The following is an 18,005-nucleotide window of genomic DNA, read 5'->3' as shown; positions in this document are numbered from 1 at the left end:
CGTAAATTTAAGAGCTTGCCGCATATGTTTTGATGGATCGTATGCGATTTGTTGCATTGTCTACTGCACGATTTTGAGCCTACTTTACAATCATGGGATTTAATCGAATGGATTCCGGCGCCTACCTTGCCAGTCAGCTGGCCAAGGGCTTTGCCCGCTCGCTGCATCAGCGCGCGGCGGGGCTCGGTTTTTCTCCCGGCCAGTTCCCCATACTTCTGGAACTTTGGGCCGAAGACGGGCTCACCCAGAAGCAGCTTCTGGAGCGCGTCGATATCGAACAGGCGACGATGGCCAATACGCTCTCCCGCATGGTGCGCGACGGGCTGATCGAGCGGCGCCCGCACCCAACCGACAAACGCGCGCAACTGATCTTCCTCACCGGGAAAGCCAAGGCGATGGAGGCCGAGGCCATCGACACGGCGCGCGAGGCCGATCTTGCGCTATTCAAGGGCTTTCGGGTCTTCGAGCGGGAGCTGATGCTTGAATATATCCGACGCCTCATCAACAACGCCAAGGCGCTCTGAATCGCTCCGGGGCGCTTGAATCTTTCACCTGAACATATCCTTCCTCAGCGACAATCGCGGAGCTCGCAACAACAGTGGCGGCCTCCGATTCATTTTATCGTCAACGCGAGGCCGAAAATTTGACGCTCGAAACGGCAGCCGATTGGGTCTATCGTCCGGCCGAATTTCAGAAGGAGTCGGAAATGACCGAACTAAATCCCATCCTTGCGCGTGCCGACGGGAATCTCGATTCAAGCCTCGAAAAGCTGTTCGAGCTCTTGCGCATCAAGTCGATCTCGACCGATCCGGCCTATAAGGCCGAATGCCGCAAGGCAGCCGAGTGGCTGGTCGCTTATCTCAAGTCGCTTGGCTTTGATGCCTCGGTTCGCGACACACCCGGCCACCCGATGGTGGTCGCCCATCACGAGGCCGCCTCGGCCGATGCCCCGCACGTCCTATTCTACGGTCACTACGACGTGCAGCCGGTCGATCCGATTGAGCTCTGGGAAAACGACCCTTTCGAGCCCGCCATCAAGGATTCTGGCAACGGCCGCAAGATCCTCACCGGCCGCGGCACTGCCGACGACAAGGGCCAGCTGATGACCTTCGTCGAAGCCTGCCGCGCCTATAAGGAGATCAACGGCGCGCTCCCCTGCCGCGTCACCATTCTTTTCGAGGGCGAAGAAGAGTCCGGCTCGCCGTCGCTGAAGCCGTTCCTCGAAGCCAATGCCGCCGAACTCAAGGCCGATTACGCCCTCGTCTGTGACACCAGCATGTGGGATCGCGATACGCCGGCAATCGCGGCCGCTCTTCGCGGCCTTGTCGGCGAAGAAATCGTGGTAACCGCCGCCGATCGCGACCTGCATTCCGGCCTGTTCGGCGGTGCCGCCGCGAACCCAATCCATATTCTCGTGGAGGCGCTTGCCGGCCTGCATGACGAGACCGGCCGCATTACGCTTAAAGGTTTCTACGACGGTGTGGAGGAAACGCCTGCCAATATCAAGGCATCGTGGGAAGCGCTCGGCAAATCTGCGGAAAACTTCCTCGGCGAAGTCGGCCTCTCCATTCCCTCAGGCGAAAAGGGCCGCTCGGTCCTGGAGCTTACCTGGGCGCGCCCGACGGCCGAGGTCAACGGCATCTGGGGCGGCTATACCGGTGAAGGCTTCAAGACGGTCATTGCCGCAAAGGCATCGGCGAAAGTTTCCTTCCGCCTCGTCGGCACGCAGGATCCGGCAGCGATCCGTGAGAGCTTCCGCAGCTACGTCCGCTCGAAGATCCCGGCCGACTGCTCGGTCGAGTTCCATCCGCATGGCGCCTCCCCGGCCATTCATCTTTCCTATGACTCGCCTGTTCTGACCAAGGCGCGCAATGCGCTTTCCGATGAATGGCCGAAGCCTGCCGTTGTCATCGGCATGGGCGGCTCGATTCCTATCGTCGGAGATTTTCAGAAGATGCTCGGCATGGAATCCCTGCTCGTCGGCTTCGGTCTTTCCGACGACCGTATCCATTCGCCGAACGAAAAGTACGAGCTCGCCTCCTACCACAAGGGTATCCGCTCCTGGGTGCGCATCCTTGCTGCACTGAAGGCTTGAAACAAAAAAAGCGTGCCCGCGCTCTCGCGCGGCACGCCATCCGAAATCTGCAAACAAAAAGGCCGGTTCGAACCGGCCTTCCGTTATCCGCCTCATCTCAGTGCCAGTACATCCGTGGTCAAAGGAGAAGCGGATAGTGCACAGCCAGAGTGATCCCGAAAGGTTTACTGCCGGTAAACGGCTAGTTGAACCAGATCGCGGAAACGATACGACAAATAATGCGCACAACATTTCCGGGCTGCGATTTCTGAAACCCTATATCGGAAGCCGCCTTTCACATTTCAAGGCTCCGTGAGAAACTTTGGTCACCGGCCCTATCGCCCCTAAAGAAAAGGACCCGACGTATCTCGTGATACGCCGGGCCTGATATCGATCGGCGCGTGTTGAGGGGAGACGGCCGATCTGAGCGGGACGTGAGGGGTATGTCCCGCTTTCGATAAAACTGCTGCAGAGCCTATTGGTTCCCTCACCAGCCGGAAGATGTGTGACGCTGGGTCGCCGGCAGGTCACGCATCTCCGCATAAGGGCCAAGCAGTGACTGGCAGCCATGTGGAAAGTCGGGGCGGGCTGACGAGAAAAGTGCAGGCAGGGAGAGGACTTGCCATATTGACGTTGTTCTTAACAGCCCGTTAATTCGCCGCATTTACAGTTCAACCGAATAAAACCGTCGCCGGGGGCGCGGTCTTTGAGCAAGGGTTCAGCCGCTCCACGATGGTAGCCAGACGCAGATCAGACGACAGGATCGAACCGTCCTTCAACGGCCGCGGTGGCCGTGAGGAGGATGACGAATTCGCGCTCGACGCCGACGATCGCATCGATGGGCGGCACGGCTCCAAACGCCTTTCGAGATCGTCCGCCTCCCGCCGGACACCGCCAAAGCGCCGTCCCGAACCGCGCGAACGCGAAGGGGGCGGTCTGTTCGCGTTTCTGCGCAGGGTTGTCTACTGGTGCATCGTGCTTGGCATCTGGGCCGGCATCGGTGTTGCCGGGCTTGTGTTCTATTATGGTTCGCGCATGCCGAGCGCCAGCACATGGGCAATCCCGGAGCGGCCGCCGAACGTCAAGATCACCGCCGTGGACGGCAGCGCGATCGCCAATCGTGGCGCGACCGGCGGAGAAGCGCTGTCGCTGGATAATATGTCGCCTTATATTCCGGAAGCGATCATCGCCATCGAAGACCGGCGCTTTTATTCGCATTTCGGCGTCGATCCGTTCGGCCTCGCGCGCGCTTTCGTCAATAATGCGACCGGCCAGCCGATCCAGGGTGGCTCGACGCTGACGCAGCAGCTCGCCAAGAACCTGTTCCTCTCGCCCGACCGCACGCTGGAGCGCAAGGTGCAGGAAGTGTTGCTCTCCTTCTGGCTGGAACAGAAATACACCAAGGACCAGATTCTTGCGATGTATTTGAACCGCGTCTATTTCGGCTCGAATGCCTACGGCGTGGAAGCGGCGGCACGGCGCTATTTCAACAAGTCGGCGCGCGATGTGAACCTCGGCGAAGCAGCATTGCTTGCAGGCCTCGTGAAAGCACCGTCCCGCCTTTCGCCGGCCCGTGATCCGGATGCCGCAAATGCCCGCGCGCAGGTCGTGCTGCAGGCGATGCGCGACCAGGGCTATATCAGCGCCGACGAGATCAAGACGGCGATGTCGCAGACGCCGGCTTCCGCCCGCAGCTACTGGTCGGGCGCCGGACAATATGTCGCCGATATGGTGATGGACGAGCTGCAGGGTCTGGTCGGCGAGGTGAAGGAAGACGTCATCGTCGATACGACCATCGACAAGAACCTCGAAAAGAAGGCCGAGCAGTCTCTCGTCGATGTGCTGGACAAGGAAGGCGGCAAGTTCGATGCGTCGCAGGCCGCCCTCGTCTCGATTGATGGTACTGGCGCGATCCGTGCGCTTGTCGGCGGAAGGGATTATGCGTCGAGCCAGTTCAACCGCGCCGTCAAGGCAAAGCGCCAGCCGGGCTCCTCCTTTAAGCCATTCGTTTATGCTGCCGCGCTCGAAAAAGGCCTGACACCAGATTCCGTCTTTAACGACGCTCCGATCCGTATCGGCAACTGGACGCCGGAGAATTACGAGAAGAAATACAATGGCGAAGTGACGCTCCGCACCGCGCTCGCCAAGTCGCTCAATACGGTGGCCGCCCAGCTCGTGATGTATGACGGGCCGGATCAGGTGATCAAGCTCGCCCACCGCCTTGGCATCGAATCCGAATTGCAGCCCAATGCCTCGATTGCGCTCGGCACCTCGGAAGTCTCCCTCATGGAGCTGACGGCCTCCTATGCCGCCTTCATGAACGGTGGCTATAAGGCGACCCCACATGTTATCCGCCGGGTGACCACCACCGACGGCAAGGTGCTTTACGAGAATACCTACGACAATCCGCCGCGCGTGCTGTCCGAGCAGATCGTCGCCGAGATGAACATGATGATGATGGGCGTCATCAACGGCGGCACGGGCTCGAGCGCCAAGCTTACCGGCTGGCAGGCAGCGGGCAAGACCGGTACCACACAGAATTCGCGCGATGCGCTGTTTGTCGGCTTCACCAGCAACCTGACGACCGGCGTGTGGTTCGGCAATGACGACGGTACGCCGATGAAAAAGGTGACCGGCGGCGGGCTCCCGGCCAAGGCCTGGAAGGAATTCATGGTCGCCGCGCATAAGGGGCTTTCGCCGGCGCCGCTTTTCGGCATGGGCCAGACACTCCCCGACCCTGGCTCCGATCCCGCCAGCGGCCAGCCGATGGCGCAGGCGCAGCCGGCACCCGAGCAGCCCTCTACCGTTGGAAGCATCATTTCCGGTGTCTTCGGTGGCAATACCGACCTGAACCGCTATCCGCCGGCGCCCGGACAGCCGCAGGCGGCGATGCCGGTGAATGGCGGACCTGTGCCGCCCGCCGATGTTGCCGGCGGTTATGACGACATGGTGCCGCCCGGCGATGTCGGCGGACCGCAGGCAACATCAGGGGCGCAGCAACGTCGCACGACCCTGCTCGATCTCATCATGGGGCAATAGGGGACAGCAGACATATTGAGACGGGATAAGACCCCATGCGGTAGCATGTCCCGTGCAAGGCCTGGCATGCAAGATTTGCGCAGTTTGAAGGTGCAAAGCAGACCCTTTTCCGTCTACTGTAAAAATTGAATGCAACACATTCGTTTTGCTGGATTCCAAGCCATTTCTCGCCTTGCAGTCCAGAAAACCGCTCCTTATATACGCCGCATCACCGCAATCACGATTGCGTAATCTTAGTAGACCCATCCCGTAAGGGGCTGTCAGCGAAATGCCTTACCGGGGTTCCGACAGCTTGCTTCAAGGAGAGAATGACATGGCAAAAGTAATTGGTATCGACCTTGGAACGACAAATTCCTGCGTCGCAGTCATGGACGGCAAGGACGCAAAGGTCATCGAGAATGCGGAAGGCGCCCGCACGACCCCTTCCATGGTGGCATTTTCCGATGACGGCGAACGCCTCGTCGGTCAGCCTGCCAAGCGCCAGGCGGTCACCAACCCCACGAACACGCTCTTCGCCGTAAAGCGCCTCATCGGCCGCCGCTACGAAGATCCGACCGTCGAGAAGGACAAGCACCTCGTTCCGTTCTCTATCGTCAAGGGCGACAATGGCGACGCCTGGGTCGAAGCCAACGGCAAAGGCTACTCGCCCGCACAGATTTCCGCAATGATCCTTCAGAAGATGAAGGAAACCGCCGAATCCTATCTCGGTGAAAAGGTCGAAAAGGCCGTCATCACTGTTCCCGCTTACTTCAACGACGCACAGCGCCAGGCAACCAAGGATGCCGGCAAGATCGCTGGTCTTGAAGTGCTCCGCATCATCAACGAGCCGACCGCTGCCGCTCTCGCCTATGGCCTCGACAAGAAGGATGGCAAGACGATCGCTGTCTACGACCTTGGCGGCGGCACCTTCGACATTTCGATCCTCGAGATCGGCGACGGCGTCTTCGAAGTGAAGTCCACCAACGGCGATACGTTCCTCGGCGGTGAAGACTTCGACATGCGCCTCGTCGAATATCTCGTTGCCGAGTTCAAGAAGGACAACGGCATCGACCTGAAGAACGACAAGCTCGCCCTGCAGCGCCTCAAGGAAGCTGCCGAAAAGGCAAAGATCGAGCTGTCCTCTTCGCAGCAGACCGAAATCAACCTGCCGTTCATCACGGCTGACGCCTCCGGCCCGAAGCACCTGACGCTGAAGCTGACCCGCGCCAAGCTCGAAAGCCTGGTCGACGATCTCGTTCAGCGCACGATCGCTCCGTGCAAGGCCGCCCTCAAGGATGCCGGCGTCACCGCTGCCGAAATCGACGAAGTCGTTCTCGTCGGTGGTATGAGCCGCATGCCGAAGGTCCAGGAAGTCGTCAAGCAGCTGTTCGGCAAGGAACCGCACAAGGGTGTCAACCCGGATGAAGTCGTGGCTCTCGGCGCTGCCATCCAGGCCGGCGTTCTCCAGGGCGACGTCAAGGACGTTCTGCTTCTCGACGTAACCCCGCTGTCTCTCGGTATCGAAACGCTCGGTGGCGTCTTCACCCGTCTGATCGAACGCAACACGACGATCCCGACGAAGAAGAGCCAGACCTTCTCGACCGCCGACGACAACCAGCAGGCCGTCACCATCCGCGTCTCGCAGGGCGAGCGTGAAATGGCTGCCGACAACAAGCTGCTCGGCCAGTTCGACCTCGTCGGCCTGCCACCGGCACCGCGCGGCGTTCCGCAGATCGAAGTCACCTTCGACATCGACGCGAACGGCATCGTGCAGGTTTCGGCCAAGGACAAGGGCACCGGCAAGGAACAGCAGATCCGCATCCAGGCCTCCGGCGGTCTTTCCGACGCCGACATTGAAAAGATGGTCAAGGATGCCGAATCGCATGCTGCCGAAGACAAGAAGCGCCGCGAAGGTGTGGAAGCCAAGAACCAGGCCGAAAGCCTGATCCACTCCACGGAAAAGTCGCTCAAGGATTACGGTGACAAGGTTTCCGAAGCCGACCGCACCGCAATTTCCGATGCGATTGCCGCTCTGAAGTCCGCGACCGAAGCAACTGAAGCCGACGCCGAAGACATCAAGGCCAAGACCCAGACCCTCATGGAGGTTTCCATGAAGCTCGGCCAGGCGATCTATGAAGCCCAGCAGGCGGAAGGCGGTGCAGCCGAGGCTTCGGCTGAGGATGACAACGTCGTCGATGCCGACTACGAAGAAGTCAAGGACGACGACCGCAAGAAATCCGCATAATCAGCGGGCTGTCGGTCAACGCTAGACGATAGACATCCGGCTGCTCACCATGGCAGCCGGAAATCCATTTCCGGGGCTTAAATTGGCAAAAGCGGACTTTTACGAAACTCTGGGTGTAGCCAAGACGGCGGATGAGAAAGAGCTGAAAAGCGCCTTCCGCAAGCTGGCAATGAAATACCATCCGGACAAGAACCCGGATGACAAAGACGCCGAACGCAAATTCAAGGAAATCAACGAAGCCTACGAAACGCTGAAGGACCCGCAGAAGCGCGCGGCCTACGACCGTTACGGCCATGCGGCTTTCGAACATGGCGGTATGGGTGGTCCCGGCGGCTTCGGCGGCGGCGGTTTTGCCGGCGGCGGCTTCTCCGATATCTTCGAGGATATTTTCGGCGAGATGATGGGCGGCGGCCGCGGACGGCAGCGCTCTTCGGGCGGCCGCGAACGCGGCGCCGACCTTCGCTACAACATGGAAATCTCGCTGGAAGAGGCCTTTTCCGGGAAAACGGCGCAGATCCGCGTGCCGACCTCGATTACCTGCGACGTCTGTTCCGGCTCCGGCGCCAAGCCGGGCACGCAGCCGAAGACCTGCGGCACCTGCCAGGGCTCGGGCCGCGTGCGCGCAGCGCAAGGTTTCTTCTCGATTGAACGCACCTGCCCGACCTGCCACGGCCGCGGCCAGATCATTCCCGATCCGTGTCCGAAGTGTCACGGCCAGGGCCGTGTGACCGAAGAGCGTTCGCTCTCCGTCAACATCCCTGCCGGTATCGAGGATGGTACCCGTATTCGCCTGCAGGGCGAAGGCGAAGCCGGCACGCGCGGCGGCCCGGCGGGCGATCTCTATATCTTCCTGTCGGTGAAGCCGCATGAGTTCTATCAGCGCGACGGAGCCGACCTCTATTGCGCCGTGCCGATCTCCATGACGACGGCAGCGCTCGGGGGCACCTTCGATGTCGCGACACTCGACGGCACCAAGTCGCGTGTCACCGTTCCCGAGGGCACGCAGGCCGGCAAGCAATTCCGTCTGAAGGGCAAGGGCATGCCGGTACTGCGCTCCAGCCAGACGGGCGATCTCTATATCCAGATCCAGATCGAGACGCCGCAGAAGCTTTCTAAGCGCCAGCGCGAGCTTCTACAGGAATTCGAGCAGCTCTCCTCGAAGGAGAACAATCCGGAATCGACGGGCTTCTTTGCCCGGATGAAGGAATTCTTCGAGGGCTGAGTTCGATATCCGTCAAGCTTACAAAAGCCGGAGGTGCCGCCTGCGGCTTTTTTCATGCATGCTTCAATTCGGGACAGCTGTCTCGGGTCGGGACGTAGATCGAAACGCAGATGTCTTGTGTTAACGCACAGATCCGATGGCGCTTGCAAGTTCCTGAAATCCATACTGTCTTTGGCCCGCAGTCCGGGACAACAGAGGGTATCTCCATGTCGGCAACGAGTTTTTCAAATAGTCTGTCCGAAGATGTCGATGCACTGGCAGGTGCGCTCTATTCATGGTGTGCCGAACACAACATCAAGCTTCGCAGCCAGCAGGGTCTTTCGATCGCCAGCATCGCGATCGACCTCTACCACGCCGGCCATCAGACGCAGGACGCCCTGCTCGTCGCTTTGCACGAGCGCGAGCTTCACTGAAATCCCGTCGATTTCAAAGATAAGTGCGACGCATCAAGCGGCGTTTTCGGATGCCTGACCGCACATGAGGTTGAGGATTGTCTTGACCGCCTGCTTGCCCGCAATCGAGCTTAACCTGTCAAAGCTGACCGCCAGTTCATAGGCCTCGGGGCTCAGCTCGACGCGGTTGGTAAACTGGGAAATTCCCGTACCCTCAAATAGCTCGGAAATATCGACCCCCAAGAAGACTGCTATCTGATGCAGCTTGCTGGCAGAGACGCGGTTCGTGCCCTTCTCGTATTTTTGGATCTGCTGGAATGTAAGGCCAAGCGCTTCGCCGAGCTCCAGCTGAGAAACACGTCGGCGGGCGCGAAGCTGTCTCACGTTGCGGCCGACAATGATATCAATCGGATCTGGCACTGCTGCACTCTCTCCCGGTAAACCCTTATTTACCATATAGCGTCAGCTGAATATCTCAATCCACAAGTTGCAAATTTCAACCGACTTTTTTTGGGTATTATGTCGCCTCAATAACTGTTCGCCTAGCGGATCTACAACTTCTAATTAGTGCTTGAGGACTTGCCGGCGATATTGCGAAAAGTTGAACAGCCTGTAGTTGATTTCGCTCCATATGACGATAGTTACCAGCGCCGGAACCCCTATCACCAGTCAGACAAGAGGCTTCGAGTTCTGCATGACATCCGCATTCTCCGGGAAATCTGGTGACGACAGTATCGTCATCGATATGCGCCGCCAGAAATTGACGATGATGATCGATTCATTGAAATCCCTGCGCGGCTCGATCGAAGACCGGCCGGACCTCCGCTATTGGATAGAAAAGGCGATTGCGGAGGCCGAGGCACAGCTCGAGCCGCCCACCCCTTGCAGGCATTGACAGCCGAAACGGCTCTCAGCCTTGATATCCCTGGCGCTTCGGCTTAGAGCCTTTCCTGGTCAGATTGATTCATTCTGACCAGGAAAGGCTCCGACTGTCAGCCTTGATGTTTCCGGATATCCGATGCCGCACAAGGTTGCCCTTACCCGTCTGAAACTGACCGACTTCCGCAATTATGCGTCGGCATCGCTTGCCCTTGACGGGCGGCATGTGGTGCTGACCGGGGACAACGGCGCCGGCAAGACCAACCTGATGGAGGCGGTTTCCTTCCTGTCGCCGGGACGCGGGCTGCGCCGCGCCGCCTATGGCGATATCACCCGCGTCGGTGCTGCGGGCGGATTTTCGATCTTTGCCGAACTCGACGGTATGGAAGGCGTTGTCGAGATCGGCACGGGGATTGATGCCAGCGACGAGACGACGGCGCGCCGGCTGCGCATCAACGGAACAACGGCAAAGACGGTTGACGAGCTGACGGACCACCTTCGCGTGCTCTGGCTGACGCCGGCAATGGACGGGCTCTTTACCGGTGGCTCATCCGATCGCAGGCGGTTCCTCGACCGGCTCGTGCTCTCGCTCGACCCTGAGCATGCCAGGCGGGCAAGTGACTTCGAGCGTGCCATGCGCAGCCGCAACAAGCTGCTCGACGAAGGCCGCTTCGACCCGTCCTGGCTTTCCGGCATCGAGGAGCAGATGGCAAGCCTCGGCATTGCCATGGCGCTCGCCCGGCAGGAAATGCTCGGCCTGCTGACCCGCCTCATCGAGGAAAGCCGCGAGACCTCCCCCTTCCCATCAGCATCGCTGCAGCTCTCGGGTTTCATGGATGGTCAATTCTCCCGGCCCTCGGTCGATCTGGAAGATGAGTATGCGGCAACGCTCGCCGCCAACCGTTACCGCGATGCCGGCGCCGGGCGCACGCTGGAGGGGCCGCATCGTGCCGATCTCATCGCGCATCATCGTGAGAAGCAGATGGAAGCCGCACGCTGCTCCACCGGCGAGCAGAAGGCCCTGCTGGTGGGCCTTGTGCTTGCCCATGCGCGGCTCGTCGGCAATCTTACCGGCCATGCGCCGGTTCTGCTTCTGGACGAAATTGCTGCCCATCTCGACGAGGGACGTCGCGCCGCATTGTTCGATCTCATAGACGGGCTTGGCGGCCAGGCCTTCATGACGGGAACGGACTGTCAGATGTTTGCGGCGCTTGGCGAGCGGGCGCAGTTTTTCACGGTTGCGGACGGACGGGTTTTCGAATGAGCGATCGCGCTTCTCCTGACGGTTTACGGCGTGATAGCATTGCGTCCATGGAACCCCTCAGCCCGGACGAAATCGCACGCTATCATCGCCACATCCTGCTGCCGGAAATCGGCGGCGCGGGCCAACAGAAACTGAAGGCCGCGCGGGTACTTGTCATAGGCGCCGGAGGGCTCGGCGCGCCGATCCTGCAATATCTGGCGGCCGCAGGCGTCGGCACGCTCGGCATTGCCGATGACGATCGTGTTTCGCTCTCCAACCTGCAGCGGCAGGTGATCCACGATTCCGGCACGATCGGCGAAATGAAGACGGAAAGTGCTGCCATTGCGATCGCTCGGCTGAACCCACATATCAAGGTCATCCGTTTCACTGAGCGCCTTTCCGCCGATAGGGCGCGTTTGCACCTTTCCGGGTTCGATCTCCTGATCGACGGTTCGGACAATTTCGATACGCGCTATATGGCCGCTGATGCGGCAGAAGACGCGCGTATCCCGCTTGTGACAGGTGCCGTCGGCCGTTTCGACGGATCGCTGACGGTGCTGAAACCCTATGAGGCTGCCGAGGACGGTACGCAGAATCCCGGATATCGTGATCTCTTTCCCGAAGCACCGCCGGCCGGATTGATACCCGCCTGCGCGGAGGCCGGGATCATCGGCGCTCTGACAGGCGTGATCGGCACGATGATGGCCATGGAGGCGATCAAGATCATTACCGGCGCCGGTAAGCCGCTGATCGGCCGCCTGCTGCTCTATGACGCCTTGTCCGCTCGTTTCGATACGATCCGCTACAAGCGCCGACGCGCGAAGCAGAGCAATACCGCATGATGCCTTTTCGCATCGATGAGAGCTTTACCCGCTGGAGCAAGTTGCTCGACCTCATTCTCGTATCCTTTGCCTATATGGAAGGCCGGATCGATCCGCCCTCCTCGGCAACTCGCCTGACAATGGAATCGCTGGCGGAGAAGGCAAAGGCAGAAATCGTCTATGCCATAGAGAACAAGGGGCAGCTCACCGGCTGCATATTCCTGCGCCCGGAGAAAGATTGCCTCTATGTCGGAAAACTCGCAGTTCTGCCATCTGCGCAAGGCAAGGGCATTGGCCGGCGTCTACTTGAGATCGCGGAAGAGACGGCGCGCGAACGCGGCCTTCAGGCTTTGCGCCTCGAGACGCGGATAGAGCTCTTGGGCAATCACGCGACCTTCGCGGCCTGGGGCTTTGAGAAAACCGCGGAGAAATCTCATCCGGGTTTTACGCGGGTGACGTTTATCGAGATGCGGAAGGCTCTCGCCGGCTGAAGATAAGTGCGTCCGGCGGTCACCGGCCCGGCAGCACCCGATTCGGTGGTCGATGGCCATCGATGAAGGCGCGGATATTGATGACGACCTTGTCGCCCATCTCCGCACGTCCCTCGATCGTTGCAGAGCTCATATGCGGCAGCAGCACGACCTTACCCTCATTGGCAAGCTTCACCAGCTTCGGATTGACCATGGGCTCGTTCTCGAAAACATCGAGCCCGGCGCCAGCGATCTTTCCTTCCCGCAGGCATTTGATAAGCGCCGCCTCGTCGATCACGTCGCCGCGGGCGGTGTTGACGAGATAGGCGGTCGGCTGAAGCAACGCCAGGCGCCTTGCCGACAAGAGATGAAAGGTCGCGGGTGTCGAGGGGCAATTGACCGAGACGATGTCGACGCGGGCAAGCATCTGGTCGAGGCTTTCCCAATAGGTTGCCTCCAGCTCGTCCTCAGTCGCAGGATTGACGCGCTTGCGGTTGTGATAATGGATCGACAAGCCGAAGGCCTTGGCACGGCGCGCAACGGCCGTGCCGATACGGCCCATGCCGACGATGCCGATTCGCTTTCCGTGGATACGTCGGCCGAGCATCCAGGTCGGAGACCAGCCGGCCCATTCGCCGGGCCTGTCGGTCAGCACGCGCGCACCTTCGCCGATCCGCCGAGGTACGGCGAGGATCAGCGCCATGGTCATATCGGCGGTATCATCGGTCAGCACGTTCGGGGTGTTGGTGACAGTGATGCCGCGGCGCGCGGCGGCTTCGACATCGATATGATCGGTGCCGTTTGAAAAGCTGGCGATCAGCTTCATCTGCGGCCCAGCCTGTTCGATGAGAGCCGCATCGATGCGGTCGGTCACGGTCGGAACCAGCACATCGCAGGTTCTGACGGCTTCGACGAGTTCGGGAACGGATCGCGGCGTATCGTCGATATTCAGCTCGGCATCGAAGAGCTCGCGCATGCGGGTTTCGACGACATCGGGCAGCTTGCGGGTTATGTAGACCTTCGGTTTTTTCTTCGTCGTCATAGCGGCTTACAGTGCCTTGTTTAGAGGTCTTTAACCAAGATGGGCGATCATTTTCCCGTTCCGGGCATTTTCTACCAGACCCGCACGCGAAGACAAACAAAACTCGTGTGGCGGCCGGGGAATCCCGGAAAGCGAGCAGGCGCGGCCTGCTGCGAATTCGACCCAACGGAAGCTTCTATGCGTCGCACAGTTATGAAGTCCTGTCTCGTCCTGACGGTTGCCTTTGCCGTATCGGCGGGAACCATCGAATTTGCGCAAGCCCAGGCGGCCAAGGGGCCGAGCGGCCTGCCGCTGCCGCGCTTCGTGACGCTGAAGTCCAAGCGCGTGAACCTTCGCATCGGGCCGGGAACGGATTATGCGGTTTCCTGGATGTATCTGAAGACGGGCTTACCGGTCGAAATCATCCAGGAATACGACAACTGGCGTCGTATCCGCGATGCCGACGGGACGGAAGGCTGGGTCAACCAGTCGCTGCTGTCAGGCCAGCGTGCCGCTATCGCCGCGCCGTGGATGAAGGGCAAGGGCAAAGGCGTCTATGTCAACCTCCGCCGTGAAGCACAGCCGTCTTCCAGCATCGTCGCCAAGCTGGAGCCGGGCGTGATGATCACGATCGGTGAATGCAGCGGAGAGTGGTGCTTCGCAAAGACCGACGGCGCCGAAGGCTGGGTAGCGCAGTCGGAAATCTGGGGCGCCTATCCGGGCGAGGCCTTTAAATAAGGCCCGCCTCTTTTGCGGCTTCGGACAGTGACTTCATCGGCCGCGGGCCGATCTGCTGGATGACGATGCCCGCGGCAAGGCAGCCGAGCTTGCCGCAATCCTCCAGCGTACGGCCCTGCGTATAACCGTAGAGGAAGCCTGAGGCGAAGAGATCGCCGGCGCCGGTCGTATCGACCAATTCGTTGATCTTGATCGCATCGACGTAATGGCGCTCGTTGCCCCTCAGAATCACGGCGCCGTCCTCGCTGACGGTCACGGCTGCGATCTTGCAATCCTTGGCGATCTTGTTCAGTGCTTCCTCGAAATCGTCGGTTTCGTAAAGCGAAAGGACTTCCTGGCGGTTGGCGAAGACGATATCGACCTTGCCCGAGCGCATCAGATCCAGGAATTCGCCGCGGTAACGATCGACGCAGAAGCTATCGGAGAGTGTCATCGACATTTCGCGGCCGTTCTCGTGGGCGATGCGGGCACAATCGAGAATCGCTTCCTTGGCACGCGGCGGATCCCAGAGATAACCTTCGAAATAGGTCACCTTGGCCTGCGCCACGACATCTGCTTCGACATCCTCAGGTCCGAGCTCGACGCAGGCGCCAAGATAGGTGTTCATCGAGCGCTCGCCGTCATCGGTCACGAAGATCATCGAGCGCGCAGTCGGCGGAAATGTGCCCCTGGCCTTGGTCTGATAGTGGACGCCCTGGGCACGGATATCATGCACGAATATCTCACCGAGCTGGTCCTCCGCGACCTTGCCGAAATAAGCGGCCTTGCCGCCAAGGCTGGCAATGCCTGCAGCCGTATTGCCGGCACTGCCGCCGGAAGCCTCAAGAGCCGGACCCATGCGGGAATAGAGCAGTTCGGCGCGTTCGGCATCGATGAGGTTCATCGCCGCCTTGGTGATCTTGTTGTCAATGAGGAACTGGTCGTCGCAACGAGCGATAATATCGACGATTGCATTGCCGACTGTCAGAACATCGAATTTGGTCATGAAGTGGGAAGTCCCGGATTTGTGATAGCCGGTAATGGGTCTTAGCGAAATTTGCCATTATTGAAAGGATAAACAGCATACCGCCTTCCAACTCTTCGCAAAACTGCCGTTTGCTCGTCATGCCTCTGTCATTTCCCCTGTCTAAAAATGGCATTAGAAAGACCGGCATGCAGTATTTCGTAGAGCTGGGCTACGGGAGAGATGATCTCTTCAGTCTTACCGGAACGGCGCTGACCACGGATGAACTGGCAGTGCCGGACCCGGGTATCCGGCAGGACCGGATGCGGAAAAGCGGGCCGAGCCCGCTTTTTTTGTTGCGACGCGGAAGAAATTGCACCCATGGCATTTGTCATGGCTGGCGATTTGCTGTTAGACCTCGGCAATCCCCGCGCAGAGCAGCAGTTAATGTCAGCCATCATCTTCGACGTTCTCCCGATCTTCCTTCTCATTCTCATCGGCTGGCTGATCGTCCGCGTCGGATTGCTGACCGCAAGTGTCGGCGATGCCTTGAGCGAGTTCGTCTTCAAAATCGCCGTGCCTCTGCTGCTTTTCCGCACCATCGCCGAGGCCGATTTCCACGGCGCGTCACCGTTCCGGCTCTGGGGCGTCTATTTCTCCGGGGTCGCGGTGACATGGACCGCCGGGCACTTCGTCGCTACGCGTTTCTTCGGGCGTGATGAGCGGATCGGCGTGCTTGCCGGCGTGTCCTCCGCTTTCGCCAACAACATCTTCATTGGCCTGCCGCTGGTCGAGCGCACCGTGGGCAGCGAAGGGCTTGTTGCCCTTTCCATCCTGCTTGCCGTGCATCTGCCGATCATGATGGTGGCAGGTACGATCATGATGGAACATGCCGAACGCAAAATTTCCGGCAAGAGCGACCGCAGCATGATCCTGGTGCTGAAGCAGATTGGCCTGAACCTGCTGCACAACCCGCTGGTTATCGGCATCGCGGCAGGCGCCGTCTTCCATGTCTCGGGCCTGACCATGCCGTCAACAATCAGCACTGTCGTCGGGCAGATCGCCGGCACGGCCGGTCCGGCGGCATTGATTTCGCTCGGTATGGCGCTGCAGAAATACGGAGTCTCGGGCAATGTCGGGATTGCCAGCGTGACCTCAGCCTTCAAGCTGCTGCTGCTGCCTGGCTGCGTGTGGGCAGCAAGCCATCTTTTCGGCCTTAGCAACGAGTGGGCAGCGGCGCTGGTGCTGACTTCGTCGGTGCCGACAGGGGTGAATGCCTGGCTGATCGCCAATCGCTTCGGCGTCGGTCACAGCCTTGCCGCCTCGACGATCACAGTGACTACGGCGCTGGGCGCAATCACCGTTTCCTTCTGGGCCTATATTCTCGGCGCCTGAGGCAATAAAAAAGCCCAGCTTGAGACCGGGCTTCTTATTGAAAATTCGCCGCTTCTTACTGCGTTGCAGCCGGAGCATTCGGATCCGGCAGCGGAGCGGGTGAATCTGCCAGTGTGTGCAGATAGAGGATGACGTTGGCACGGTCCTGATCCTTCGGCAGACCGGCAAAGCCCATGGCCGTGCCCGGAACGTCTTTCTTCGGCGCCGCCAGGAATTTGTTGAGGTTTTCGAAGGTCCAATGTTCGCTGCCGCCCTTGGAGAAATCCTTCATGGCGGAGGAATATGCGAAGCCTTCATGCGAGGCGATCGGGCGATCTACGACACCAAAGAGATTCGGACCGACTTTATTGGGTCCGCCTTTGGTGCCGTCATGACAGGCCTGACACTTCTTGAATACGGTTTCGCCGGCCTTGGCGTCGGCGCTGGCAAGAAGCTGCGCGATCGGAACGGCAACGGCAGCAGGCGCACCTTCACCGCCGGCGGCAGGTGCCTCCTCGGCGACGATGGCAAAACCCTCCTTCTCCGGCGCCTCGGAATGGAAGATCCCCTCGGACGCGATGGAGACCGACATCAGAACGAAGACCGTTCCCAGCAGCGCCCCCACGGCCGTATTGACGTATGAATTCATCTGCAATGCTCCCCTTGCAGCCGGCAGACCAGAAACCGGACCATCTTGAAATTGCGCGGAACCTATGTCTTTTGGCTATCCGTTGCAACTGTCTAAATGGTCTTGTGCGTGAGACTTTTTGCCACTTTTCAGCCCGGATTAGAAGGCCCGAACAATGACTGATTCAAAATTGGATGACGTGCTGGTGCTGATCCCTGCACGCATGGCTTCCACCCGCCTTCCGGGCAAGCCACTGGCCGATATTTGCGGTTTGCCGATGATCGTACAGGTAGCGAAACGGGCAAAGGAAGCGACGATCGGGCGGGTGGTCGTTGCCGTCGACGACCAGCAGGTGTTCGACACCGTTTCCGCCGCGGGCTTTGAAGTGGTTATGACACGCCGGGACCACCAGTCCGGTTCCGACCGCATTTTCGAGGCGCTGACAAAGATCGATCCGGATAGGAAAGCGAAAATTGTCGTGAACGTTCAGGGTGACCTGCCGACGATCGATCCCGAAACCATGCGTGCGGCGTTGCGCCCGCTCGATAACGAGGCCGTCGATATTGGAACCCTGACGACCGAAATCGACAACGAGGAAGACAAGACCGCGCCGCACATTGTGAAAATCGTTGGTTCACCGCTCTCCGACAGCCGTCTGCGTGCGCTTTACTTCACCCGCACGACCGCACCTTACGGCAACGGGCCGCTCTATCACCATATCGGGCTCTATGCCTACCGACGCGCTGCGCTCGAGCGTTTCGTCTCGCTTGGCCCGTCGACGCTTGAAAAGCGCGAATCACTGGAGCAGTTGCGGGCGCTCGAAGCCGGTATGCGCATCGATGTCGAGATCGTTGACACGGTTCCGCTCGGTGTCGATACTCCAGCCGACCTCGAAAAGGCGCGGCACATTCTCTCCGCGAAGGCCAACTGACGGATT

At 59.7% G+C, this 18,005-nt stretch carries 17 protein-coding genes; 13 read left to right on the top strand and 4 right to left on the bottom strand.

Features of this window, described 5'->3' with window-relative positions; genetic code table 11:
* The first annotated feature begins 107 nt into the window (after positions 1 to 107).
* The 6 genes from FHT78_RS15630 (at position 108) to FHT78_RS15605 (ending at position 8,972) form a co-directional block, all read left to right on the top strand.
* Positions 108 to 524, top strand: a complete 417-nt coding sequence (locus tag FHT78_RS15630; protein WP_183745599.1) for a MarR family transcriptional regulator — start codon at positions 108 to 110, stop codon at positions 522 to 524.
* A gap of 182 nt (positions 525 to 706) precedes the next feature.
* The gene (locus tag FHT78_RS15625; protein ID WP_183745596.1) at positions 707 to 2,095 is read left to right on the top strand and encodes a dipeptidase; all 1,389 of its coding nucleotides are present in this window, start codon (positions 707 to 709) and stop codon (positions 2,093 to 2,095) included.
* Between the two features lie 711 nt (positions 2,096 to 2,806).
* A complete protein-coding gene (locus tag FHT78_RS15620) occupies positions 2,807 to 5,113 on the top strand; it encodes a transglycosylase domain-containing protein (protein WP_183745593.1) in 2,307 nt (768 codons plus the stop codon).
* 313 nt (positions 5,114 to 5,426) lie between these two features.
* A complete protein-coding gene (dnaK, locus tag FHT78_RS15615) occupies positions 5,427 to 7,337 on the top strand; it encodes a molecular chaperone DnaK (RefSeq protein WP_183745590.1) in 1,911 nt (636 codons plus the stop codon).
* 82 nt (positions 7,338 to 7,419) lie between these two features.
* Positions 7,420 to 8,559: a molecular chaperone DnaJ gene (gene dnaJ / locus FHT78_RS15610; RefSeq protein WP_183745587.1), complete on the top strand. Its 1,140-nt coding sequence runs from the start codon at positions 7,420 to 7,422 to the stop codon at positions 8,557 to 8,559.
* A gap of 206 nt (positions 8,560 to 8,765) precedes the next feature.
* Entirely contained in the window at positions 8,766 to 8,972 is a 207-nt protein-coding gene (locus tag FHT78_RS15605) for a hypothetical protein (RefSeq protein ID WP_183745584.1), read from the top strand.
* Between the two features lie 33 nt (positions 8,973 to 9,005).
* Here the strand turns inward: FHT78_RS15605 and FHT78_RS15600 are convergent, their stop codons facing one another.
* Positions 9,006 to 9,371 (bottom strand): helix-turn-helix transcriptional regulator, encoded by a 366-nt coding sequence (locus tag FHT78_RS15600; protein WP_183745581.1) that lies wholly within the window; start codon positions 9,369 to 9,371, stop codon positions 9,006 to 9,008.
* A 274-nt stretch (positions 9,372 to 9,645) separates the two neighbouring features.
* Between FHT78_RS15600 and FHT78_RS15595 the strand changes: the two genes are divergently transcribed.
* The 4 genes from FHT78_RS15595 (at position 9,646) to FHT78_RS15580 (ending at position 12,385) form a co-directional block, all read left to right on the top strand.
* Positions 9,646 to 9,846, top strand: a complete 201-nt coding sequence (locus FHT78_RS15595) for a hypothetical protein (RefSeq protein WP_183745578.1) — start codon at positions 9,646 to 9,648, stop codon at positions 9,844 to 9,846.
* A gap of 123 nt (positions 9,847 to 9,969) precedes the next feature.
* On the top strand, positions 9,970 to 11,094 hold the full coding sequence (gene recF, locus FHT78_RS15590; protein WP_183745575.1) for a DNA replication/repair protein RecF: 1,125 nt from the start codon (positions 9,970 to 9,972) through the stop codon (positions 11,092 to 11,094).
* Positions 11,091 to 11,915 carry a molybdopterin-synthase adenylyltransferase MoeB gene (locus FHT78_RS15585; RefSeq protein WP_183745573.1) on the top strand — a complete coding sequence of 275 codons (825 nt, stop codon included), beginning with the start codon at positions 11,091 to 11,093 and terminating at the stop codon, positions 11,913 to 11,915. Before recF ends, FHT78_RS15585 begins: the two co-directional genes overlap by 4 nt.
* Positions 11,912 to 12,385 carry a GNAT family N-acetyltransferase gene (locus FHT78_RS15580; RefSeq protein ID WP_183745570.1) on the top strand — a complete coding sequence of 158 codons (474 nt, stop codon included), beginning with the start codon at positions 11,912 to 11,914 and terminating at the stop codon, positions 12,383 to 12,385. Before FHT78_RS15585 ends, FHT78_RS15580 begins: the two co-directional genes overlap by 4 nt.
* A gap of 19 nt (positions 12,386 to 12,404) precedes the next feature.
* On the opposite strand, the gene FHT78_RS15575 is transcribed toward FHT78_RS15580, so the two are convergent.
* Positions 12,405 to 13,406, bottom strand: a complete 1,002-nt coding sequence (locus tag FHT78_RS15575) for a D-glycerate dehydrogenase (RefSeq protein WP_183745567.1) — start codon at positions 13,404 to 13,406, stop codon at positions 12,405 to 12,407.
* A gap of 177 nt (positions 13,407 to 13,583) precedes the next feature.
* Between FHT78_RS15575 and FHT78_RS15570 the strand changes: the two genes are divergently transcribed.
* A complete protein-coding gene (locus FHT78_RS15570; RefSeq protein ID WP_183745564.1) occupies positions 13,584 to 14,123 on the top strand; it encodes an SH3 domain-containing protein in 540 nt (179 codons plus the stop codon).
* Here the strand turns inward: FHT78_RS15570 and FHT78_RS15565 are convergent.
* The gene (locus FHT78_RS15565) at positions 14,116 to 15,108 is read right to left on the bottom strand and encodes an adenosine kinase (protein WP_183745561.1); all 993 of its coding nucleotides are present in this window, start codon (positions 15,106 to 15,108) and stop codon (positions 14,116 to 14,118) included. The genes FHT78_RS15570 and FHT78_RS15565 overlap by 8 nt on opposite strands.
* Positions 15,109 to 15,513: 405 nt before the next feature.
* Between FHT78_RS15565 and FHT78_RS15560 the strand changes: the two genes are divergently transcribed.
* Positions 15,514 to 16,461: an AEC family transporter gene (locus FHT78_RS15560; protein WP_183745558.1), complete on the top strand. Its 948-nt coding sequence runs from the start codon at positions 15,514 to 15,516 to the stop codon at positions 16,459 to 16,461.
* Positions 16,462 to 16,516: 55 nt separating this feature from the next.
* Here the strand turns inward: FHT78_RS15560 and FHT78_RS15555 are convergent, their stop codons facing one another.
* The gene (locus tag FHT78_RS15555; protein ID WP_183745555.1) at positions 16,517 to 17,089 is read right to left on the bottom strand and encodes a cytochrome c family protein; all 573 of its coding nucleotides are present in this window, start codon (positions 17,087 to 17,089) and stop codon (positions 16,517 to 16,519) included.
* 154 nt (positions 17,090 to 17,243) lie between these two features.
* Between FHT78_RS15555 and FHT78_RS15550 the strand changes: the two genes are divergently transcribed.
* Positions 17,244 to 17,999, top strand: a complete 756-nt coding sequence (locus FHT78_RS15550; protein ID WP_183745552.1) for a 3-deoxy-manno-octulosonate cytidylyltransferase — start codon at positions 17,244 to 17,246, stop codon at positions 17,997 to 17,999.
* The last annotated feature ends 6 nt before the right edge of the window (positions 18,000 to 18,005 follow it).

The sequence above is a fragment of the Rhizobium sp. BK196 genome (genome assembly GCF_014193255.1).
Classification (GTDB): domain Bacteria; phylum Pseudomonadota; class Alphaproteobacteria; order Rhizobiales; family Rhizobiaceae; genus Rhizobium.
Note: the sequence above shows the minus strand (reverse complement) of the source record. Positions and strands in the feature narration are given on the sequence as shown.